Consider the following 23273-nt stretch of genomic DNA (forward strand, 5'->3'; position numbering starts at 1 on the left):
AGAGAAGCTCCGCTTCGCTATCCGTGAAGGCGGCCGCACCGTCGGTGCAGGCATCGTCTCCTCGATCATCGAGTAATCAATTTGACTGGCGGTTACGCCGCCAGTCTGGCATTCTGCCGATCAGGCATTGCAATGCCGCATAGGGGTATAGCTCAGTTGGTAGAGCGACGGTCTCCAAAACCGTAGGTCGCGGGTTCGAACCCTGCTGCCCCTGCCAATAATTTCAACATGTTAGCTCCTCTCGTGGTAGTGGATATGTTGACGGTTTACAGCGCTTGAGGAACGGTTTACAGAAATTGTTCCTCAAGCGTTCTTGTCTATACGGACGATAACCGCATCGCTGGCATCCTGATCGGGAGCCAGATAGTGCTTCTCCAGCACAGCCTTGACGTCCTTGACCGAGTGCCCTGATATCTTCGCGATATCGTCTGCACTGTTTCCTTCAGCCCATCTCTCAGTGATGAACGTGCCGCGCAGATCGTGGAACGTCAGGCCGTATATTTTCAGTTCCTGCAGCTGCTTCTTCCAGGACGCCTGGAAACCATCCTTGGTCCAGCTGGTGTCCCTGGTGGTCAGACAGATGCGCATTCCCTTCTTCGGTGTGTTGTCCAGGATCTGTTTCAGACCGATTCGGACTTTTACCTTCAGTTTCTTGCCGCCCTTGGATTGGCGAAACTGCAAATACTCGCCGTCATACTGATTCCAGGTGAGCGACAAAATGTCGCCCTGCCGCTGGCCGGTCTGATAAGCGATCTCCCAGGGCAGGAGAATGTGCGGCTTGGCTCCGGCCCGGAAAGCATCGATCTGTTCTTTCTTCCAGACGACGTTTTTCCGTGTGCCCTTGTAGAGCCTGCCGATCCCCTTGCAGGGGTTCTTCTCGATCAGCTCATCCTCGAAGGCATAGGAAAAAACCTTCGACAACGAGAAGAGCAGCTTGTCTGCCTTGCGCGGGTTTTTCGCAAAGCTTCGATGCCATTTCCTGATGTCGGCCTTCATGCCTTTTTGCTGGGTTAGCCGGACTGGCAGATTTGGCCATTCCTTGCGTATCAGCTTGAAAGCATAGAGATGATCGTCCCTTGTCGACTGAGCCAGACGAAGGAAATCCTCGTTCGGCTTGTCTTCGGTTCCGGTAAAATATTCGATCAGGCTTTCCAGTGTATCCGGGGTTTTCGTCGGCTGGAGCTGTTCCTTGAAACGGAGATGCTCTGCGGCGAATGCCTCGGATCCTGGTTCCGACACCATCTTTGGACCGCCACGCCATGCGTAGTAGTGGGTCTTGATGGTGCCGTTAGCCTGCTTGCGTTTGACCTTATGAATGCCCTTAATCACGATGATCACGGGTTTTCTTCCTCCAGGCTCTGTAATCGTCCAGAGTGCTAAAGGCGTCATTTGATGGAATCTCGTCAAGGGTCGGTTTACCGACGCTTGCATGACATTTTGGAATCAACCGGATGGTTGTGTTGCCGAACAGCACTTCGTGAGAGCGGCGGTGCAAAAGTCGGCCACGGTAGCGGCGGCATAATGCTGCTGCGGGCGGAGTAAAATCCGGCCACCTATTTCCTTTCTGCAACGAGTGCAGGGGGGACAGGGGATCTACACCGTGGAACTTTATCTGAGGGTTCGGCTGGCTGTTTCAGAAGGAATGACGAAGCGCCAGGCAGCTAAGCATTTCAACATATCGCGCGACAGCGTGGCCAAGATGGTGGCCTATTCGACGCCGCCCGGCTATCAGCGGCGATCACCGATCCGGCGTCCGAAGCTGGATGCATTCGTTTCGACGATCGACCATTGGCTCGATGAAGACCTGAAGGTGCCGCGCAAGCAGCGCCATACGGCCAAGCGGGTGTTCGACCGCCTGCGCGACGAATGCGGGTTCACCGGCGGCTACACGATCATCAAGGATTATATGCGCGAGCGTGATCAGCGCCGCCAGGAGGTGTTCGTGCCGCTGTCGCATCCGCCCGGCCATGCGCAGGCGGACTTCGGTGAGGCGACGGTCGTGATTGGCGGCGTGGAGCAGAAGGCGCGCTTCTTTGTGCTCGATCTGCCGCATAGCGACGGGTGCTATGTGCGGGCCTATCCGGCGGCGGTGGCCGAAGCCTGGGTCGATGGCCACATCCATGCGTTCGCGTTCTTCGGGGCCGTACCGCGGTCGATCGTCTATGACAACGACCGCTGCCTTGTGGCGAAGATCCTGCCGAACGGCACACGCAAGCGGGCAGCGCTGTTCAGCGGCTTTCTGTCCCACTATCTGATCCGGGATCGCTACGGTCGTCCGGGGAAAGGCAACGACAAGGGGAATGTCGAGGGTCTCGTGGGCTATGCCCGTCGCAACTTCATGGTACCGATCCCACAGTTCCCGACATGGGATGCGTTCAACGCTTTTCTGGAAGAGCAGTGCCGCAAACGCCAGCGCGACAAGCTGCGGGGCGAGAGCGAGACGATCGGAGAACGGCTGCAGCGCGATCTTGCGGCCATGCGTCCCTTGCCGGCGTCGTCGTTTGATGCCTGCGATCAGGCCAGCGCTGTTGTGACTGCCCAGTCGCTGGTGCGCTACAAGACGAACGACTATTCCGTGCCGGTCGCCTACGGCCATCAGGACGTCTGGGTTCGGGGCTATGTCAATGAGGTGGTAATCGGCTGCCGCGGCGAGATTATCGCGCGTCATCCGCGATGCTGGGAACGCGAAGACGTCGTCTTCGATCCCATCCATTACCTGCCGCTGATCGAGCAGAAGATCAATGCGCTGGATCAGGCAGCGCCACTCCAGGGCTGGGACCTGCCGGAGGAGTTCGCGACGCTGCGCCGGCTGATGGAAGGCCGCATGGCCAAGCATGGGCGGCGGGAATATGTGCAGGTTCTCCGTCTCCTGGAAAACTTCGACCTTCCCGATCTACATGCAGCGGTGAAGCAGGCGATACAGCTCGGTGCGATCGGCTTCGATGCGGTCAAGCATCTGATCCTGTGCCGGGTCGAGCGCCGGCCGCCGCGATTGGACCTGGCGATCTATCCCTACCTGCCAAGGGCGACGGTCGAGAAGACCTCGGTAAAAGCGTATATGCGCCTCCTGTCGTCTGATGCGGGAGAAGCGGCATGAGCACCGAAGCACCAGAGATCCTGCTCGCCCATTATCTCAAGACCCTGAAGCTGCCGACCTTCCAGCGGGAGTACCAGAAGCTGGCCCGGCTATGTGCCACTGAAGGTGTCGATCATGTCGGATATCTCTTCCGGCTTGCCGAGCGGGAGATGATCGAACGCGATCGCCGCAAGGTCGAACGCCGGATCAAGGCGGCCAAATTCCCGGTCGTCAAAAGCTTGGATAGCTGCGACTTTACCGCCATACCTAAGCTGAACAAGATGCAGGTGCTGGAACTGGCCCGATGCGAATGGATCGAGCGCCGCGAGAACGTCATCGCCCTGGGCCCCAGCGGCACGGGTAAGACGCAAGTGGCCCTCGGCCTCGGGCTGGCCGCATGCCAGAAAGGCTTGTCCGTCGGCTTCACGACGGCCGCCGCCCTGGTCAGTGAGATGATGGAGGCGCGTGATGAGCGGCGTCTGCTTCGGTTCCAGAAGCAGATGGCAGCCTACAAGCTGCTCATCATCGACGAGCTGGGCTTTGTGCCGCTGTCGAAGACCGGTGCGGAGTTGCTGTTCGAGCTGATCTCGCAACGCTACGAGCGCGGCGCTACTCTGATCACCAGCAATCTGCCTTTCGATGAATGGACGGAAACCCTGGGGTCCGAGCGTCTAACTGGTGCCCTGCTCGATCGCATCACCCACCATGTCAACATCCTCGAGATGAACGGCGACAGCTATCGTCTCGCCCAAAGCCGCGCCCGAAAGGCAGGCTGAAAACCTCCCGAAAAATCGCTACGCCGGCCCGAGACCCCCGCTCGGGCTTAAGCCCTCCCGGCGGTCTCAGGCCGGCGCCGCAGTGGCCGACTTTTGCTCCGCCCCGTGGCCGGTTTTTACTCCGCCGTTGACACCTGTGCTTCGCGGTAGGCATCGGCCATATATTGGCGCTTTTCCGGACCACTCTGCGCAATCATGCCGAAAGTCCATTCCAGCGTTTTGAACATGGCCTCAGCTTCCTTAACTCCATCGTCACTCATGCCGGATCAAACGCTCCATTGAACTCAGGATCTACATAATAGGCGAGCTTTCCAGCGATGATCGGCCGCTGTCCCGCGAGAAACAACAATTGTCCGTGGGCTGGCAGATTGCGCACCTCGTCGGGCGTGAGCAGTGGCCGGGCGGTATGTTGCTGGCTGTAGGAGATCCCGGATTTCTCGCTATCAAGGGCGCGGGCCATGGTCTGGAACACGACGGTTTCCTGTCCGAGCAGATCGGAGACGAGGCGGGCGCTGTCGTGATCGTTGATGCCGAAGACCTGAAGCACGCCGGCGTTTGAGAGGAAGGTGCCGGCGCGCTGCCCGTAGGTGGCGCGCAGCTGGTGGACATCTTGCAGGATCGGCCAGAGCTGGACCCCGTAACCCGCCATCAGGCCCATAGCGCGTTCGACGGGAGCCAGGTGGCCGAGGGAGGCGAATTCATCAAGCAGATAGAGGACCGGCACGGCCGGTTTTGCCGGATCGCGGGCCATGTCGAGCAGGCTTTGGCTGACGAGCAGGCGCAGCCAGCGTGAATAGGTGGACAGACGATCGGGCGGCAGGACAAGGAACACCGTCATGTTGCCGTGCTTGAGATCGGCAAAGCGGAAATCCGACCTGCTTAGCGCCGTTGTCATGCGCGGGCTGTCGAGGAAATGGGTATGGCGCTGCGCGGCTGACAGCACACCGGCGGCCTCGCGATCGGACTTGCCCAGGTGGCGGTTTGCGGCTCTGGCGATCAAGCCGCCTGCCTCGTCGGAATCCTGCATACGCTTGAGCAAGGCGGTAAATGTCTCCGGAGAGACCGTGAGATATTCACGCAGCGTGCCGAGATGACGCCTGCCTGGAGATTCGACGGCGACGATCTTGAGCAGCAGCCCGGCAATGAGGGCCTTGGCTTCCTCGTTCCAATGAGCTTCACCCGCCATGCCCGGTTCATCGAACACGAGGGCGTCGGCGAGGGTGCTGGCGTCTTCGGCGACATCGAGGCTGGCAGGATCGAGCGTGTCGAGAGGATTGAACGCGGCCGATCGCATGCCGGTGACGCTGAAGGGGTCGAGGACATGGACCGGCCCGAATTTTTCCCGCGCGCGGCCAGCTATTTTTGCATTCTCTCCCTTGGGGTCGATGCAGATCACGGAGCGGTCCGCGGTCAGCAAATTCGGGATGATGGTTCCGACACCCTTGCCGGTGCGCGTCGGGGCCATGGTGAGAAGATGTGCCGGCCCGTCATATCGCATGAGGCTTTTTGACTTCGGATCGCGGCCGATCAGCAAGCCGGAATTGGAGCGGGTGAGGGGAGCGACTTCCTTGTTTGTGGCGAAGCGCGCCGAGCCATGGGTATCGTCGGCCATATCCCCGAAGTGGATAATCAGCGGATTGGTGATAACGCGGAAAACGATCCAGACGAGGACCAGTAGCGTCACGAGGTCGAGCGCGAGAAATGGAATGCTCCCGACGCCGAAGCCCATTTGCTGAAGCGCGAAGCGGCCGCCGAAGCCGACGACGAACAGCGCCATGACGAGGAGGAAGAGAACGCCAAGCAGCGGCTTCCAGATTCTAAAGGGAGCCGTCAGCAGAGAGACAAATGCCCATAGCGGATCACGGGCAGCGGCACGCAACATATTCTTGAAGGCGGCCCATGCAAGCGTTGCCCGGCTCATGAGGCGGCCTCCGTGCTGCTGCTGTTCTCTGTCGTGCCGGCTGGCGCGGTCCCGAGCAGATCGGCAAAGAGCGCCTTGTCATTGTCACGGGTGAGGAAGCCGGGCAGCTCGCGGCGCAACCAGTCACCGAGGCGCTTGGTGAATTCCGGATCGTTGTTGTTTTCGAGACGATGAAGCACAAGAGCGCCGAGTAGTACCTTGCGGCGTGTGTCGTTGGCGCGATCCTGTTTCGAGAGCCGGGCTTTCAGCGCCGAGCGCTGCGCATCCAGCTCAGCCAGGCGCTGTTCGATGGACTTCCTTGCCACGGTTTATCCTTTCACTTCGTTGCGGGAGCGGCCTTGAGCTTGACCATGATGATTTTCGGATGATCGCCGGTGCGCTCAATGTCCACGAGGCCGGAGGCCTCGACCAGCTCGGAGAGGCGCGCAAAACCATAATTGCGGGCGTCGAAATCCGGAGCCTGTTTCGCAAGATGGCCGCCGACACGCGCGAGATTGGCGCGGCCATCTTCCTCAGCGGAAGCGGTCACGGCCTTCGCGAGCATTTCGAGCGCGACTTTATCGAGTGCCGGTTTCATCGGCGCAGGTTTGGCGGCGGGCGTTGTAACTTCTGTCGTCACAACAGGCTGACGCGCTTTCCGCTCTACGGCAATAGCCGGCGCTTCCTGCTCTGGCGCTGTGGCGTTCAGTACATCGAAATAAACGAACTTGTCGCATGCTGTGATGAAAGGGCGAGGCGTCTTGCGCTCTCCAAAGCCGTAGACCGTCACGCCCTGTTCTCGGAGCCGCGCCGCAAGTCTGGCAAAGTCGCTGTCGCTTGAAACGATACAAAAGCCGGAGAAGCGGCCTGTGTAGAGCAGGTCCATGGCGTCGATGATCATCGCGCCGTCTGTCGCGTTCTTCCCAGTGGTATAGGCGAACTGCTGGACAGGTTGAATGGAGTGCTCAAGAAGGCACTCTTTCCAGCCTTTGAGGTTTGGACCTGTCCAGTCGCCGTAAATGCGCTTGACGCTGGCGACCCCATAGTTGGCGATCTCGGCAAGCAGACCAGTGACGATCTTTGGAGAGGCGTTGTCCCCGTCAATCAGTAAGGCGAGTGTCCCTGCAGTATCATTAGCCATTCCTTCCTCCCGTCCGTTTTGTTGGCCTACAACCTAATCAAACATGAATGTTTCGCAATAGTTTATCGTCCTGTGGTAGCATTTTCTCGCACAGCTATGATGCCGCATACGCGAATTTCGACCACCATTATTGTCCATATGTAGCGCAACAGGTGCCGACACCGTGGCCGATTGAGCGAAGCGATTGAGGTTACTAAGGGCGCACTTACGACTTGCTGCGCAAGTCAGTGCTCTGTATCCTCTCTCAGAATTCGAGGATGTCGTTTGGCGATCTACCATCTCAGCGCAAAGCCGATATCGCGGGCGTCCGGGCGCAGCGCCGTGGCGTCGGCCGCCTATCGATGCGCCGTTCGCCTGACCAATGAGCGAGACGGGCTTGTGCATGACTTCACCCGGAAAGAGGGCGTGGAGCATACGGAGATCGTGTTGCCGGAAGGTGTTTCGGCCGATTGGGCACTAGACCGTTCGGCCCTGTGGAATGCGGCCGAGCGCGCCGAAAATCGCAAGGACGCTCGTGTCGCCCGCGAATTCGAGATTGCGCTTCCGCATGAGCTTTCGGCCGAAGGGCGGTTGAAGGCAACGCAGACCTTCGCTCAGGATTTGGCAAACCGGTATGGCGCGGCTGTGGATTTTGCCATCCATGCGCCGCATGAGCAGGGCGATATCAGAAATCACCATGCGCATGTGATGATGACGACGCGGGCGGTCTCGGAAGAGGGATTGGGCGAGAAGACCAATCTTGAGCGAAAGAATGCCTGGCTGCTGGCGAACGGTATCGCCACCACCGATATGCAGCTTCGGGACATCCGCCAGTCATGGGAGCATATCGCCAATACACAGATGATGCGTGAGGGGCTGGATATTCGCATCGACCACCGTTCGCATTCCGAGCGCGGACTTGAGATCGCACCGACCGAGCACATGGGCGTTCATGCCTCGCAGATGCAGCGGCAGGGGATGGAGATCGAGCGGGCGCGACTGGACGAAGAGGCGGCGCAACGCAACGCCGAGCTGATCCGGCAAAAGCCCGAGCAGGTTTTGACGCTGATCACAGCTGAGAAGAGCGTGTTTGATCGGCACGACATTGCGCGCGCACTGCATCGCTACATCAACGATGACGCCCAGGCGTATCAGAATGCCTTTGCTTCCGTCATGGCCTCGCCGGCGCTGGTGCAGCTTCAGGCCGAGCGGAAGAATGCGGAAACCGGCGAAGTTCTGAAGGCTCGCTATTCGACGCGGGAAATGTGCGAGACCGAAAGTGGCATGATGTCGGCGGCCGAACGCTTGCACCAGGCGCAGAACCATGGCGTCGATCGCCGGCATGTCGCCCGCGCGATCGGGCGGCAGGATGAGGCGATCCAGAAAAGTTCGGGTGATGTTTCGGCGCGGCTTTCGGACGAGCAGCGCCAGGCGATCGAATATGTCACCGGGCCGGAACGCATCGCCGCTGTCGTCGGGTTCGCCGGCGCTGGCAAGTCCACCATGTTAGCAGCGGCGCGCGAAGCATGGGAGGCGCAGGGCTACAAGGTTCATGGCGCGGCGCTGGCCGGGAAGGCTGCCGAGGGCCTGGAGGAAAGTTCCGGTATTGCGAGCCGTACTCTGGCGTCATGGTCCCGCGGTTGGGAAAACGACTGCGGCACGATCGGCCGCGGCGACGTGTTCGTCATCGACGAGGCGGGCATGGTGGGAAGCCGGCAGCTTGCCGGCTTCATTGGCGAGGTCGAGCAGCGTGGCGCGAAGATCGTGCTTGTCGGAGACCATCAGCAGCTTCAGGCGATCTCGGCCGGCGCACCGTTCCGCATCCTTGCCGAACGTCTCGGTCATGTCGAACTGTCGGAAATCCGCCGGCAGCGCGAGGGCTGGCAGCGGGAGGCGTCGGTTGCCTTTGCCACCCATCGGACGGCCGAGGGATTGGCCGCCTATCGGGACAATGGCAACATCAGTTTTGCGGAGACCGGCGATGAGGTGCGGGCCGCGATCGTGCAGGACTATCTTGCCGACCGTGATGCGCGTCCGGACGGTACCCGGGTTGCCATGGCGCATCGCCGCGCCGATGTGCGGGCGATCAACGAGGATATTCGTTCCGGCCTTCAGCAGCGCGGCGAGCTGGCGCAAGGTGAAGAAAACGGCGCGCTGACCTTCCAGACCAATGACGGCAAGCGGGAGTTCGCGCCGGGCGACCGGATCGTGTTCCTTGAAAACAGCCGTGACCTGGATGTGAAGAACGGGATGCTTGGGACGGTGGAGACCGTCGAGCCGAATTCAATACAGGTGCGGCTCGACGGGAAGTCTCATGCGTCGGAAGGAACGGCCGACCTCGTCAATGTGCCGATGAATTCTTACCAGGCCGTTGATCATGGCTATGCGACCACCATCCATAAAAATCAGGGGGCGACGGTCGATCGCGCCTTTGTGCTGGCGTCCACCACCATGGACCAGCATCTGACCTATGTCGCCATGACCCGGCATCGCGACGGGGCGCAGCTTTATGCCGCGCAAGACGAGTTCACCAATGCCGGCCGTCTCGTGGAGCATGGGGCCGCACCCTATGAGCATAATCCGGAGGCGCGCGAGAGCTATTTCGTGACGCTGGAAAACGACAAGGGCGAGCAGCGCACGATATGGGGCGTCGATCTTAAGCGCGCCCTGCAGGAAGCCTCGCCGCAGATCGGTGACAAGATCGGCCTGCAGCATGAAGGGGCCACGCCTGTCACGCTTCCGGACGGAACGCAGACGCAGCGCAATTCGTGGCGCGTGGTCGAAGGTGGCGAGCTGGCCTATAGCCAGCTTGAACACCGCCTGTCGCGTTCCGGCGCGAAGGAAACGACGCTGGATTATGTCAGGGACTTTGCCGAGCGGCGCGGGATCGCGGAACAGTTCGGGGTGAAGAGCGAGATCGAACTTGCTCCTGCCCCAAAGCAGCGCCAAGAGGTTTTGTCCCGCGCGGCCCATCCGGTGCGGGAGCAGCAGGACCGGCCATCCGAACGTCAGGTTTACGAGGAACGTGCCGGCGATCTGGCCGGCCCTGTTCGCCGCGAGGATCCTCGCAAGGATCTCGCATCGAATATCGGTGGCGATCGTCAGCAGGACGGCCGGGAAGGGGAGAGGGAGGGTTATCGCCGCGTCCGGTGGTCAGAGGTTATGTCGCCGGCTGGCGCCGGCGAGGGCCGCGCAGAAGCGGCCGGCCAGGCCTTGCAGCCCGAGACGGCCAAGCCCGCTCCCCTGGTGCCGGTGATCACGCGTCACGATCGCAGCATTGAGGACGTCGCCCGCGAAAAGGCGATGCTGCATATGAAACACAATTGGGATTCGATCAAATCCGTCGCCTCAAGTGTCTTCCGTGATCCGGATAAGGTCACAGACCAGTTGCGAGCCGCCATCACCGAGAAGGATGGCGACGGCAAGGTGGTGGCGAAGACTATGGCTGAGCAGCCGGAACGGTTCGGGGAGTTGCACGGCAAGTCTGGCCTGTTGGGTAACAACAGGGAACGTAAGGCGGCCCTGCACTATGCGAAGTCGGTTTCCACCCATATCGGATATGCTTCCACTGCCTGGGAACGGCATTTGGGTTCAGCGCGGGAATCCGAACAGTGGCAACGTGAAAAGCGCGATGTGGTCGAGGTTCCCGGTCTCACACCGCGCAGCGCTGAAATCATCGCCCAGGTGGAAAAGACGCCGATCGAGAAGCGGGGCCAGTTTATCGCGGAACTGCGATCGTCCCCGGATGGCCAGACAGCGCTCGAGGAGGCCAAGCTGGTTGCCGATGCACTCAGGCAGCGGTTCGGTCATTCCGATCCTCGAGACTTCGCCAAGGAGCTCGAGAAGCGTCCGGAGCTGGCCAAGCAGGCCGAGCAGATCAAGACGACCGCTCGCATGGTAGAGCGCACGCGCATTGCAGAGTTGAGTCATGACCATACGTTGAAGCAGCAGCTCACCCGGTCGCAAAATCTAGGGTTAGGTCGGTAGGTGGGAGATGAAGTGTTTCTAGCTATGCTTGCATTTTCCGCAATTTTCCTGCATTTTCTCACCGCACCTTGCCGAAAGGGTCATTTCAATGGGTGAGGATATTCTAACCATCCGGGAAGTCGCAGAATACTTGAAGCTAAACGAGAAAACGGCTTACCGCCTCGCGGCAGAAGGTAAGATTCCAGGGTTTAAGGTCGGTGGCGCGTGGCGCTTCCGTAAAGATGAAATCGAGAGGCTTACTAGAGGCCTTAGCGGGCGCGACGAAAGCGCTGGAGATACTTAATGCCGCGCATTTTTGACAATATTGAAACAGGCCTTCTGCCGGCACTGCGAAAGACCCTATCGATATCTGAACGCGGAGATTTCTGCGTAGGTTATTTCAACTTGCGTGGCTGGAAATCAGTAGATGATCTGGTTTCTGCATGGCCAGGTGGAGAGGGCAATCAATGCCGCCTTCTCGTTGGTATGCAACGCCTGCCACAGGACGAACTTCGGATTGGTCTGGGAACCGGCAAGGAAGATCTTCCACTCGACAACCAGTCAGCGCTCCGATTGAAGAGGAAGCTAGCGGAAGAGTTCCGCGTTCAATTGACTCTGGGCATGCCGAATAATGCTGACGAGGCCGGCTTGCGCCGACTTGCTAACCAGTTGAAATCAAAGCAAGTCGCAGTTCGGCTTTTTTTGAAACATCCGTTGCACGCAAAGCTCTACCTACTTTTTAGGCCAGATCCAAATAACCCGATCACTGGCTTTCTAGGTAGCAGCAACCTTACCCTCTCTGGCCTTTCAAAACAGGGTGAGTTGAACGTCGATGTTCTTGATCACGACGCCACGGAGAAGCTCGCGAAATGGTTTGATGATCGTTGGTCGGACCGTTGGTGCATTGATATCACTCAGGAACTGATCGAAGTCATTGAGGAGAGCTGGGCGCGCGAAGAACCTATCGACCCTTATATGATTTACGTCAAAATGGCCTACCATCTGGCGCAAGAAGCTCGCGCAGGCCTCAACGAATTCCGAATACCACCTGAATTTGGGAAGCGGCTTTTCGCCTATCAGGAAGCTGCAGTTAAGATCGCCGCTCATCACCTGAATAAGCGCGGCGGTGTCTTAATCGGCGACGTGGTTGGCTTAGGCAAGACGTTGATGGCCACTGCGCTCGCGAAAATCTTCCAGGATGATCACTTCACTGAAACGCTTATCATCTGCCCCAAAAATCTGGTCAAGATGTGGGAAGGTTATGTGGCCGAGTACCGCCTTCTCGCAAAGGTGCTGTCGGTAACGAAAGTTACGCGGGAGTTACCAGAGCTTCGAAGGTACAGGGTTGTATTAATTGACGAGAGTCATAACCTTCGAAATCATGAAGGACGTAGATATCGCGCAATTCAAGAGTATCTTAGGGAGAACGAAAGTCGTTGCATATTGTTGTCTGCAACACCGTATAACAAAACATACGGAGATCTCTCAAATCAACTTCGCCTTTTTATCCCTGAAGAGCAGGATATCGGTGTACGCCCTGAAAGATTGCTTCAGGATATAGGGGAAACTGAATTTATCCGACGTCACCAGTGCCCTGTAAGATCTCTTGCAGCTTTTGAGAAGAGCGATCATGCTGATGACTGGCGGGAATTAATGCGACTATACATGGTCCGTCGCACACGAACATTTATTCAAGACAATTATGCTCAGATCGATCCTTCGAATAATCGGAAGTTTCTGACCTTCGAAGATGGTTCGCGCTCCTACTTTCCAGAGCGGGTGCCGCGGACTCTCCGGGTTAAAATCAACGATAAAGATGCCGGTGACCAGTATGCAAAGCTTTATTCCGCGCCAGTAGTGGACGCCATAAATCTTATGCATCTACCACGTTATGGTCTGGGAAATTACGTTGCACCGAAACCTCACAAGCCACCGACACCAAACGAAGCAAAACAGCTTGACGACCTCTCCCGTGCAGGCAAGCGGCTCATGGGCTTCTGCCGTACCAACTTGTTCAAACGGTTGGAAAGCAGTGGCGAGGCTTTCCAACAGTCATTGGAGCGACACGTTCTTCGAAACTATATCTTTTTGCATGCCATAGATAATAACCTTCCCCTTCCGCTTGGAACGCAGGATGCGGGACTTTTGGACACTGCGAACTACGACGAAGACGTCGACGATCAAAGTGCAGATGCCGAGCTTTTCGCGGAGGGTGAGGACGAAAAGGTTCAGGACGCCGTAGTTCTCGAATTACACGGCGAGGCAGCCTTCAAGGCGCGTGCCTCGGAAACGTATGCACTTTATGCGAACCAATATAAGAAAAGGTTCAAGTGGCTCCGACCGGACTTGTTTGTTGCTCAGTTGAAGAAGGACTTAGTTGCCGACAGCGCCCGGCTTTTGAAAATTATTGACGATTGCGGTCAATGGGATCCTTCAAAGGATGCTAAGTTGGCAGCTCTGTTCGATTTATTGACGAAGAAGCATCCTGGAGAGAAGGTCATGATCTTCTCACAATTTGCCGACACGGTTCGTTATCTTGAGCGCCAGTTAAAGGCAAAGGGCCTCAAATCACTCGCTGCGGTATCAGGAGAAACATCTGACCCAACAGAATTTGCGTGGCGGTTTAGCCCGGGCAGCAACAATAAGCGTAGCACTGTCAAACCTGACGATGAGTTGCGTATTCTGATTGCTACCGATGTACTCAGCGAGGGCCAAAACCTTCAGGATGGTGCAATTCTGGTGAATTACGATCTGCCCTGGGCGATTATTCGTCTTATCCAACGTGCCGGTCGTGTTGATCGCATAGGGCAAAAAGCAGAAAAAATCCTATGCTACTCATTTCTTCCGGCCGACGGAGTCGAACGCTTAATTCAACTGCGTTCACGTGTGCGTCAGCGGTTAAAGGAAAATGCTGAGGTCGTGGGGACTGACGAAGCGTTCTTCGAAGATGAAAGTGAGCGAGAAGAACTGGTCGACCTTTACAACGAGAATGCCGGAATTTTGGACGGTGAGGCTGATACTGAGGTAGATCTCGCCTCGTACGCCTATCAAATTTGGAAGAATGCGATTGATGCAAATCCGGGTTTGCAGAAATCGGTGCCGGAGCTTCCGTCCGTCGTGTATTCCACCAAGGCGTACACTCCGCAGGACGGCCGTCCGCAAGGTGCTCTAGTTTATATGCGGACAGGGCAAGGCAATGACGCCCTCGCGTGGGTTGATCAGCAAGGGATAAGTGTCACTCAGTCCCAGTTTGAGATTCTGAAAGTCGCTGCCTGCGAACCGAATACGCCCGCCTTACCTAGACAGGAAGACCACCATTTGATGGTCGCCAACGGCGTGGAGCACATTGCGGCCGAAGAGAAACAGGTTGGTGGCCAGCTCGGGCGGCCATCTGGTGCTCGATTCCGCACCTATGAGCGCCTGAAACGTCATGCTGATAAGGTAAAAGGATCTCTTTTCGACTTGCCGGAACTCGGCAAGGCCATTGAGGAGATATATCGATTTCCATTGCGCCAATCTGCAACGGACACTTTAAACCGGCAGCTTAAGGTGGGCATTAATGACGACAAATTGGCCGAGCTGGTTTTGGCGCTCCGAGAAGAAGATCGGCTTTGTTTGATACAAGATGAGGAAAATTCCGGTGAGCCGCAAATTATTTGCTCACTGGGGCTTGCGCGTCTGACGGTATGACGAAGGGGATGGGGATGAACTTTAACGCAGATGGCGCCAAAAAATTACTTGAGCAATTTAAATTCGAAGAGCTTTTTGTCGAGGAACTTGGTTGGGACCGGCATGGAGCCGGCCTGTCCGTTACAGTTTCGAATACAACGTTTAGCCTCAAGGCGGTAGCTGAGAAGCGTGGAATGGTCGCCTGGGTTTGCCAGGTGACCGGGGAGGATCGAATTCCGGACCGCGCCACGCGAAAGAAAATCGAAATCTCGGTTTCCAAGACGACTCTTGAGCATTTAATTATCTTTACCGATGGGAGGCGTGCTGAACAAATATGGTGCTGGGCACGCCGGGAAACAGGAAAACCAACCTCGGTTCCAGAGCACTTTTGGTATGCATCATCCGGTAATCGAGGCTTTTTGCAAAAGCTGGAAGCTATCGCTTTCTCACTATCCGAGGAGAGTAGCCTAACGCTGGTCGATGTAACGGCCCGTGCCCGTGCTGCGTTCGATGTGGAACGCGTTACAAAACGTTTCTACGATCAGTTCACCAAAGAGCACACCGCCTTTTTGGGTTTCATCAGCGGTATCACTGAGGTTGCAGATAAGGAGTGGTACGCCTCGCTGATGCTCAACAGACTGATGTTTATTTATTTTATGCAGCGAAAGGGCTTTTTGAATAGTGAGCGCGATTATCTGCGTGATAGGCTGGCGCGCTGCCAAAAGGAAAATGGCCAAGACAAATTTTACTCGTTCTATCGATACTTTCTTCTACGTCTCTTTCACGAAGGACTTGGAGGGAGGACGAGGAGCCCTGAACTCGACAAGCTCCTAGGCAGAGTACCATATTTGAATGGCGGGCTTTTTGAGAAGCACTCAATTGAAGAACGTTGCCCGGATATCAAGATTCCAGACGAAGCCTTCAATCGCATCTTCGCATATTTTGATCGCTACCAGTGGCACCTGGACGAGCGTCCATTGCGCAATGATGACGAGATCAATCCAGATGTTCTCGGATACATCTTTGAAAAATACATCAACCAAAAGCAAATGGGTGCATATTATACGAAGGAAGATATAACTGAGTATATCTCTAAGAATACGGTAATTCCCTTTTTACTCGATGCCGCCAAGAAAAAATGCAAGGTAGCTTTTGATAACCCAGGCGGTCCGACGATCTGGGATCACCTGAGCAATGATCCAGACCGGTATATCTTCTCCGATGTCAAACATGGAACTGAGCGCGAGCTGCCTCCCGATATAGCTGTCGGGATCAACGACGCCGGACAACGCTCTCAGTGGAATCGTGCTGCACCAGCAGACTTTGGTTTACCGACCGAAATTTGGCGGGAGGTGGTGGCTCGACGGATTCGATATGCAGAAACTCGTGCAAAATTAGAAGCGGGAGAGGTCCGTGAGATCAATGACCTTATAGCCCTCAACATCGATATTCGGCAATTTGCTCACGATGTCATTGAGCGGTGTGAAGGCCCGGATCTGTTACGGGCAATCTGGACGGCGATTGAAAATGTTACTGTGCTTGATCCGACATGTGGATCGGGCGCTTTCCTATTCGCCGCGCTTAGTATCCTCGAACCGCTTTACGAGACCTGCCTTGGGCGAATGGAAGCATTTGTCGCCGATCTTGAGCGTTTAGATGAGGGGCTTACGCCAAAGAAGTTTGAGGATTTCAAAGCTATACTAGGGAGGGTAAACGGGCATCCGAATGCCCGCTACTTCACTCTGAAGAGTATCATTCTCAACAATCTCTTCGGCGTTGATATCATGGAGGAAGCCGTTGAGATTTGTAAGCTCCGATTATTTCTAAAGCTTGCAGCACAGGTAGAGCCCGACCAGAAAGCCGGAAATCTGGGTATCGAACCGCTTCCTGATATTGATTTCAACATTCGCGCTGGCAACACGTTGGTGGGCTATGCGACGCTGGCCGAGGTTAAGAAATCTCTAAATAGCAAATTTGACTTTGAGAATTCGCTCGATACCGTCACGAAGGAGGCCGCTGACCTTCAGCATGTTTTTGATGCATTTCGAGCCAAGCAAATACAGGGCGATGGTACGGTCCCTCTAGATAATAAAATCGATCTCAAAGGTCGGTTGGCTAAATTGGAGAACGATCTTAATCGGAATCTTGCTTCTGAATCAGGGGTGAAGCGAGGCGACCAGATTGGATATGAAAAATGGTTGAAGGCGCATGCGCCGTTTCACTGGTTTCTTGAATTTTACAAGATTATGGATCAGGGCGGTTTCGATGTAATTATTGGTAATCCGCCATATGCAGAGATACCTCGCGATTTGGATCGCCCGTTGTTGCGTCGAACGTTCAGTACCGCACTAGAACGGTGGAGCCGCGACGAAGATCTTTACACGCTTGTCGTTGAAAGAAGCTTGAAGCTCCTGCAGGCGTCTTCAGGGCAGTTTGGTATGATCTTGCCCCTCTCGGTTGCGTTTTCTACCAAAAGACCATTCGTAGAATTGCGTAGAATCCTTAGTGTGGAAGGGACGTTCGCTGCTTGGTCACATTTCGATCGGATACCCAGTGCTTTGTTCGGTAACGAAGTTAGGACCAGGTGTTCGATAACTCTTTTCTCCCGAGTTAAATCCTTGTCACCTCGTCGGAATGCTACTACGCCGTTAAAGCGTTGGAACGCAGAATCGCGAGATCAGCTTTTCTCCACGCTGGGATATGCCCAGTTCGATAGCGATATGCTCACCCGTGTCCCGAAGCTTGGAAGCGCGGTACAGGCAAAAACCCTTGAACATTTAAATTCACGCAAGCTACCTCTTGGCATGGAACTGAGAGATTCTATCTCGTTCTCTACACTTGCTGCCGCTGCCCCAAAATTCCCACAGCCAGCAGTGTATATCGGTGGAACAGCCTATAACTGGTTTCCCGTTTGGCGAGACATCCCACAAACCACCGATATCAATGGCAAGCCGTCGCTTCCAGCTCGAACGGCAGGATATAGATTTAGGACACATGACGAAGCAAATATCGTCTTTGCGCTGCTTGGTAGCTCGCTTGGTTATTGGTGGTGGTCAGTCGCCTCTGATGGCTTCAATCTAAAAAAGTGGCTCCTTGATAGCTTTCCGATTTCGCCGGCTATTTTTTCTCCCAAGACGAGGTCCGAACTGGCAATTCTTGGTGCTGAATTGCGCGATGAGCTCAAGAAACACTACGTGTATAAAGACAATAGAGGGCGGATCGGAAATTACTTTTTGCCGGGTTGCTCTAAACAGATCATGGCGATTGATGACGCGATCGAACGAGCCGGTATTGGGATCGTTCCAGGTTTCTTTGCTGATATACGGGAGCATAATGCGATTTTTGCTCGATCAGGATTGGCTGAGGGTGAGGACGAAGAAATTTTGAGTGACGACTGACAGTTGGAGGCACAGCAAGGATCGATCGGAAGACGATCCATCCTTGCTGTAAATCTTAGGTGGCACTCTTATTTTGCAGCGCGAAATAACCGAGGCAGATGGTGGATGTAGTAGCCTTTTTGCTGAATTTCAGCGATAACGGCTTTCTCGTCTTCGATGCCAAATCCAATGCGGGCACGAATGCCACTTTCGAAGCTCTTCCAGTAAGACCACTTCTGATCCTTGGGAAGGTTGGTGCCGGCGCGGTCTCCGGTCAAAGCGACCGTTCGCCCTCCGGCGCGGTGCGCATGAAACATGAACGAGCCGGATTTGTCGTAGCGTGTCGCCCGCGTGAATACCGCAGAATTCACCTTCACGTTCTGCTGGGCGATGACGTAACCGGCCGCGGCCATCACCTGACGGGTCATATGGCCAATCATCTGCTTCCAGCGGTCCTCGGTCAACGTATCGACGTCAGCTTCGAAATTTTGGAGCAACGACTCCTCGACTCCTTCAAGGGCTGGTTTGCCGAGATCGGATGCGGTCTTCATACGCAGAACGGTTTCGTGGTCATTGAGAAAGGCCCAAAGGCGCTGGCCCAAATCCGTGTTAAACAGCGACGAGAAAGTTTCAGGAACATAGGTAAGCATGCCATACTCCGTTGCTTTAGACACGCCATATATGGCGCCTACAAAGCGACTTGTCAAGGATGGTGTGTCGAAGCCTTTCGTCGGTCTACATCACAAATACTGGGCGAGGAAACTCTCGACATAGGTAATCATATCGGTGACATCCTGCGGCTGAAACTGGCTTGGGTTGCCGTGGGCGGCATTGTTGCGGATATCCGCCATGGCGGTGATGCGCTTCTGTGTAAGGAGGTTGTAGACACCGGCCTTAGTCAAGTCGGCATTCATCTTGTTCAAGCTGCCGGGAATGATAGCAGCCTTTGAACACATGTCCCGCATGGCTGTTTCCAGAACCACGCCGGTGATCACGGCTGCGGCGGTAGCATAGCCACCAGCTAGAAGCTCACGTGCCTGGTTCAGCTCGGTATCGAAAACCTCCGCTTGTACGAGCTGGCGCACCGAGGTCATAAACCCGCCCTCGAAGTCTTCCTTAGCGGCCAGATAAATGGCTTTCAGTTCCTTCGTCATCTCGTAGTTGGTGCGATATGCGCTAGGCTCCTCGCACTTAAGAAAAGCCTTCAGGTGAACCGAGTCCGCACCGCAGGCTAATGAGAGAAGGTGGCGGGCCTTGACCTGCCAATTGAGCAATTTCTCACTATCGACGCGTTCGCCGGCGAAATATTCTGAATGCTCATAGCGTTTCGTCGCTTCGACTTCTCCGAGCTGCGTCTCAAGGTCTTCGAAGCGTTTCACTAGTACTGCTGTATTTGCCATGCCCGGTCCCCTTGTTGATCTTTCATATTCGGTTGTGTCGAATTCACAACTGCAATCTTGCGGGTCGCTCTATATATGATAATGTCCTTTATCATATATAGAGGAGGGAGTGTGAATGGCGATCACTGCGAAGGACGTGCAGCAGCTTAACGAATACGCAAAAGGTGTCATGGACCGAGCCGAGCATCATGCCGGCAATGTCAAGGGATCGGCGCTAACCGTGCTCGGTGGTATAATCTGGCGGGCTGATGCGGATTCGATCCGGATACGCCAATATGCCGGGTCGCCAGCCAATATGCTCTGGATCAAGGTGAACGGGAAAGACTACGCTTTCCGCTATGACCATGCTTCGCAGCAGATTGAGATACGAGACGGCTCCCAAAACGGGACGATCCTTCACGCCATCGACGACGCAGTTCCGATTACTGCGATCGAAACCATTATGCGCGGCCTTTGAAAAGCGGTGCGATGATGACGGATTTTTCCAATAAGAAAGATGCTGAGATCGATCAGTGGATCGCGAACTTTGAAAAGCGCGGCCAGACCGACGCTGCGCTTTACTATGAACTCCTTGAAGAGCGCGGCCGGCGTTCCGGTAAACGTCAGGGGCTAGATCTTGAAAAATCACTTTCCGCCCTGAAGCAGGCGGCTATCTCTGGGATCTGCATTACCTATGGTGACCTGGCGAAGGCAAGTGGTGTCGAATGGAGCAAGGCACGTCACCAGATGAACGGAAAACACGGTCATCTGGATCGGCTTCTGGAAATCTGTCATGCGCGACAACTCCCCCTGTTGACGGCGATCTGCGTCAACCAAAGCGGCCTGCAGGATGGCGAACTGGAAAAAAATGCCCTCTCTGGCTTTGCCGAAGGTTCGAGGCGGATCGGCCGCTCCTTTGCGGATGAGCTGGCGTTTCATCATGCTTGCCGCGAGGAGTGCTGGACCTGGGGCCGGACGCAATGAGCTTGGTGGCTGTATCCGATGCTGAGATATTTCCTGTCGCAATTGCGAAAAGCGCAGAACGGGTCCGCACGCGGTTTCTTGAATTCTTCACCGCCCAGATTCGCAATCCGAATACCCGCCGATCATACGTCAAAGCTGCTTCCGAGTTTTTAGGCTGGTGCGATGTGCGTGGCGCACAATCGCTCGACGCGATTACCCCTATTCATGTTGCCGGCTGGGTCGAGGAACTGACTGGATCGCACTCGGCACCAACCGTCAAACAGCGGCTAGCCGCGGTGCGCCACCTGTTCGACTGGCTCGTTATGGGGCAGGCGATGGCGTCCAATCCTGCCCATTCCGTCCGCGGACCGAAGCATTCCCGTAGAAGGGGCAAGACCCCTGTCCTCTCGTCTGAGGAAGCCCGTCAGCTCTTGGACAGCATTTCCACCGATAAGTTGATCGGTAAGCGCGATCGCGCCCTGATCGGGCTCATGACCTACACGTTCGCCCGGATTGGTGCCGCGACGAGCATGGAGGTGCGCGACGTATTTAGCCAGAACCGTCGGTTATGGGTTCGGTTGCATGAAAAAGGTGGTAAGCAAGTCGAACTGCCCTGTCATCATTCGCTTGAAGCCTATCTGGACGACTTTATCGAGGCGGCCGGCCTGCAGGGTACGCCCCGAGCGCCGTTGTTTCAGACCATCCGGCGCGGCACTGATCAGTTCTCCGGCAATCCCCTGCCCCAAGCCAACGCCTATGCAATGATTCAACGTCGTGCGGTCGCGGCAGGTATCAGCACCGCCGTGTGCAATCACACCTTTCGGGCAACGGGTATTACCGCTTATCTGAAAAACGGTGGAACGCTAGAGAAGGCAGCCAATATTGCCAATCACTCTTCTACCCGCACTACGCAGCTTTATGATCGCCGGAGCGATGATGTAAGCTTAGATGAAGTCGAGCGAATATTGATTTAGAACAATCGCTTATGGGGTGATTCGAGCGATGACAAAGATTAATCATAATAGACCGACGCTTCGCCTTCTCGACAACTACCGGCGCGAGCTGAGGTCCCAAGCGCACGAATATAGCAGCTCCGAGACGGCTTCGGAAATTTCGGTCAGTGGTAGAAAAAAGAAAATGCCGGGTGTGAGCCAATCGGCGCAGGAAATTATTCTTTCTATGTTTGACGCCGCCGGTCGCTATCTGGATGCTTTCTCAAAAATATTGAAAACCCTGTCGCTCGATGCTGGGAAATCGCTCCGGAAGAAGAGGGCTTCGTTTCAGAAAGAGATGGAGGATGCCAAGTCGGATCTTATAGAGGTATGCGTTAAACTGGTCGTGGAAGCTTTGCGTGAAAAAATTGAAGGCAAGAAAGGTGTCGTAGAGTGGCTAACTTGGTTCCAGGACGAGGCGCAACGTACAAACGATTATGGGCTACTCGATATTCTTGAGGTTGGGATAAAACCGGCCTTTCAAAGGCTTGACGCTACCATCGAGGAGGGCGCCTTCCGACAGGCTATTAGCTCTGCAAGTCCATAATGAGAGCGTCAATTTTCTCGCGAATATCGTATTCGACTGAATTGATCGCCATTGCATTCAAGAGATAATCCAGCACATTTTGACGATCGTCGGGGGCGATGTCGGACAATGCCTTCGCTGCTAAGTCGCGGTTCAGAGCAGCAGCCTGGTCAGGGGAAATATAACCGCCATCTTCAAGACTGAGAAAATCTTGCATTGTCATCTTAGGTTCTTTCTACAATTCATAGCCACCACGCGGGCGTGGCAAGTTCTATGGTCGCGCCTCATTTGGCGCAAACCTATCCCTTCCGCGATGGGAAAGGCAAAATCGTCGATGCTTCACCACTGGTGCGATCTGTCACGGCTTCGCGAAGCTTCAGCCCGATGACTTCTGCATTTCTTGAGAACCATCCTGGGGGCAGCGCGGTAAGGTTTTCGATGTCGCCGGCCTTCATGGTGAATTCTACGCTCAGGAGGTCGGACTTGCTGCGGACGGCCGAGTCCACGATCAGCTGCATGGCGTTGGCAAGAACTGTCGGCTCGGAGATTGGCCAGTTCTTGTCCAGAGGTTCTTCCCGGCTCCATCCCTTGGCCGAATACAGCTTATACAGTGACGTCGCATGGTCAGCAGGGATGATGTCCAGATCCGAAAGGCGCCGTATCTGTGCTTTTACCGAAACCCGCCAGCGCTCCTTTAGGGACAGCAGAGACGCAAGGGAAGCGCTCTTTACCTCATAGGAATATGTCGTTGCGGGCATCAGGAATGCGCTCGCAAACCGAAACGCCTGGCGCTCGATCTCCTTGAGATCCTTCTTCAGCTCTTCCTCGGTAACGTGGCGATGCAGGATTGCATGACCGAGTTCGTGCGCGGCATCCATCTGCCGGCGCGGGAACGACATCTTGTCCGTCGATAGCAAAATATGCGGCCGATTGCCTCCTTGAGCCCAGCTGCAAAGGCCATCTAGTTTTGAAGTCCCCATCTCAATGGAGCCGACAATACATCCTACGCGCTCAAGCAGCGGCATCATGTCGATGCAGGGGCCATCACCGACGCTCCAATGCGTGCGCAGGTCAGAGGCGATCTGCTCGATATCCTCGTCACGGAGCTGCTTATAGGATGCGCCTTGCAATACGTCCGGAATATCGACCTCTGGGAAATCCACATAATGCTCCACGATGCTGCTGATTTCCTGCAGCCAATGCATCTGGGATTCCTGGTAATTCAGATCTTTCACCAAGGTCGATGCCAAGGTGCGGTAAAACAGAGGCCGGTCGCTGTTGGCGACCGGTCTAAGAAAAAACTCTCTGCGAACATGAAGGTGAGCCGCCAACTCGGCTAAGGCATCGGCATCAGGGGCGCTGGTCCCGTCCTCCCAGCGGGTAACGGTGCTGGGGTTGACGCTGATCAGAGTAGCCAATGCCTTCTTGCTTAGAATTCGCCGTGCTGCTCTCGCCTCGATCAATCTTTCAGGGACGAACCCCGGAGTTCCTACACGCATGCATTTCCTTCCCCGGCTTTATCAGCACGG

20 protein-coding genes and 1 tRNA gene are annotated in these 23273 nt (G+C 55.6%); 12 read left to right on the forward strand and 9 right to left on the reverse strand.

The window, feature by feature from the left end:
* A partial coding sequence (locus tag FG152_RS21650) for an EF-Tu C-terminal domain-related protein (RefSeq protein WP_080641667.1) occupies positions 1-76 on the forward strand: 76 nt, incomplete at its 5' end.
* A gap of 65 nt (positions 77-141) precedes the next feature.
* Positions 142-217 (forward strand) — tRNA-Trp (locus tag FG152_RS21655).
* A gap of 86 nt (positions 218-303) precedes the next feature.
* Here FG152_RS21655 and FG152_RS21660 read toward each other — a convergent pair.
* Entirely contained in the window at positions 304-1338 is a 1035-nt protein-coding gene (locus FG152_RS21660; protein WP_151688057.1) for a tyrosine-type recombinase/integrase, read from the reverse strand.
* Between the two features lie 262 nt (positions 1339-1600).
* On the opposite strand from FG152_RS21660, the gene istA reads away from it, so the two are divergent.
* Together istA and istB are read left to right on the forward strand one after the other, a co-directional pair.
* Entirely contained in the window at positions 1601-3097 is a 1497-nt protein-coding gene (gene istA / locus FG152_RS21665) for an IS21 family transposase (protein ID WP_130517439.1), read from the forward strand.
* On the forward strand, positions 3094-3852 hold the full coding sequence (istB, locus tag FG152_RS21670; RefSeq protein ID WP_498988303.1) for an IS21-like element helper ATPase IstB: 759 nt from the start codon (positions 3094-3096) through the stop codon (positions 3850-3852). Before istA ends, istB begins: the two co-directional genes overlap by 4 nt.
* A gap of 116 nt (positions 3853-3968) precedes the next feature.
* On the opposite strand, the gene FG152_RS21675 is transcribed toward istB, so the two are convergent.
* Genes FG152_RS21675 through FG152_RS21690 form a run of 4 tightly spaced genes read right to left on the reverse strand, consistent with a single transcriptional unit; the run spans position 3969 to position 6893 of the window.
* Complete coding sequence (locus FG152_RS21675) at positions 3969-4112, reverse strand: hypothetical protein (RefSeq protein WP_498988305.1); 144 nt, start codon at positions 4110-4112, stop codon at positions 3969-3971.
* Positions 4109-5773, reverse strand: coding sequence for a type IV secretory system conjugative DNA transfer family protein (locus FG152_RS21680; RefSeq protein ID WP_498988308.1), 1665 nt, complete (start codon positions 5771-5773; stop codon positions 4109-4111). The genes FG152_RS21675 and FG152_RS21680 overlap by 4 nt, the downstream gene beginning before the upstream one ends.
* A complete protein-coding gene (locus tag FG152_RS21685) occupies positions 5770-6078 on the reverse strand; it encodes a mobilization protein (RefSeq protein WP_097143451.1) in 309 nt (102 codons plus the stop codon). Before FG152_RS21685 ends, FG152_RS21680 begins: the two co-directional genes overlap by 4 nt.
* An 11-nt stretch (positions 6079-6089) precedes the next feature.
* A complete protein-coding gene (locus FG152_RS21690) occupies positions 6090-6893 on the reverse strand; it encodes an NYN domain-containing protein (RefSeq protein WP_498988311.1) in 804 nt (267 codons plus the stop codon).
* 264 nt (positions 6894-7157) lie between these two features.
* Here FG152_RS21690 and traA point away from each other — a divergent pair, with 264 nt between their 5' ends.
* From traA to FG152_RS21710, 4 genes are all read left to right on the forward strand, one after another.
* Positions 7158-10859 (forward strand): Ti-type conjugative transfer relaxase TraA, encoded by a 3702-nt coding sequence (traA, locus tag FG152_RS21695; RefSeq protein WP_498988314.1) that lies wholly within the window; start codon positions 7158-7160, stop codon positions 10857-10859.
* 88 nt (positions 10860-10947) lie between these two features.
* On the forward strand, positions 10948-11142 hold the full coding sequence (locus FG152_RS21700; protein ID WP_498988317.1) for a helix-turn-helix domain-containing protein: 195 nt from the start codon (positions 10948-10950) through the stop codon (positions 11140-11142).
* A complete protein-coding gene (locus FG152_RS21705; RefSeq protein WP_498988320.1) occupies positions 11142-14528 on the forward strand; it encodes a helicase-related protein in 3387 nt (1128 codons plus the stop codon). Before FG152_RS21700 ends, FG152_RS21705 begins: the two co-directional genes overlap by 1 nt.
* A gap of 14 nt (positions 14529-14542) precedes the next feature.
* Positions 14543-17905 carry an Eco57I restriction-modification methylase domain-containing protein gene (locus FG152_RS21710; RefSeq protein WP_498988323.1) on the forward strand — a complete coding sequence of 1121 codons (3363 nt, stop codon included), beginning with the start codon at positions 14543-14545 and terminating at the stop codon, positions 17903-17905.
* Positions 17906-17973: 68 nt separating this feature from the next.
* Here FG152_RS21710 and FG152_RS21715 read toward each other — a convergent pair whose 3' ends face one another.
* On the reverse strand, positions 17974-18534 hold the full coding sequence (locus tag FG152_RS21715) for a hypothetical protein (RefSeq protein ID WP_498988325.1): 561 nt from the start codon (positions 18532-18534) through the stop codon (positions 17974-17976).
* Positions 18535-18624: 90 nt separating this feature from the next.
* Positions 18625-19284 carry a DUF4145 domain-containing protein gene (locus FG152_RS21720; RefSeq protein ID WP_498988327.1) on the reverse strand — a complete coding sequence of 220 codons (660 nt, stop codon included), beginning with the start codon at positions 19282-19284 and terminating at the stop codon, positions 18625-18627.
* A 115-nt stretch (positions 19285-19399) separates the two neighbouring features.
* Between FG152_RS21720 and FG152_RS21725 the strand changes: the two genes are divergently transcribed.
* The 4 genes from FG152_RS21725 to FG152_RS21740 are packed head-to-tail and all read left to right on the forward strand — an operon-like array spanning position 19400 to position 21765.
* Positions 19400-19741, forward strand: coding sequence for a Vch_cass14 family protein (locus tag FG152_RS21725; RefSeq protein ID WP_097143354.1), 342 nt, complete (start codon positions 19400-19402; stop codon positions 19739-19741).
* An 11-nt stretch (positions 19742-19752) separates the two neighbouring features.
* Positions 19753-20247, forward strand: coding sequence for a hypothetical protein (locus FG152_RS21730; RefSeq protein WP_498988329.1), 495 nt, complete (start codon positions 19753-19755; stop codon positions 20245-20247).
* Positions 20244-21200, forward strand: coding sequence for a tyrosine-type recombinase/integrase (locus FG152_RS21735; RefSeq protein ID WP_498988331.1), 957 nt, complete (start codon positions 20244-20246; stop codon positions 21198-21200). Before FG152_RS21730 ends, FG152_RS21735 begins: the two co-directional genes overlap by 4 nt.
* Positions 21201-21228: 28 nt before the next feature.
* Positions 21229-21765: a hypothetical protein gene (locus FG152_RS21740; RefSeq protein WP_498988334.1), complete on the forward strand. Its 537-nt coding sequence runs from the start codon at positions 21229-21231 to the stop codon at positions 21763-21765.
* On the opposite strand, the gene FG152_RS21745 is transcribed toward FG152_RS21740, so the two are convergent.
* On the reverse strand, positions 21746-21967 hold the full coding sequence (locus FG152_RS21745) for a hypothetical protein (RefSeq protein WP_097143351.1): 222 nt from the start codon (positions 21965-21967) through the stop codon (positions 21746-21748). The genes FG152_RS21740 and FG152_RS21745 overlap by 20 nt on opposite strands.
* Positions 21968-22043: 76 nt before the next feature.
* Positions 22044-23243 carry an ImmA/IrrE family metallo-endopeptidase gene (locus tag FG152_RS21750; protein ID WP_498988336.1) on the reverse strand — a complete coding sequence of 400 codons (1200 nt, stop codon included), beginning with the start codon at positions 23241-23243 and terminating at the stop codon, positions 22044-22046.
* Positions 23244-23273 lie beyond the last annotated feature (30 nt).

This window comes from Ochrobactrum sp. XJ1 (genome assembly GCF_024701725.1).
GTDB classification, from domain to species: Bacteria; Pseudomonadota; Alphaproteobacteria; order Rhizobiales; family Rhizobiaceae; genus Brucella; species Brucella anthropi.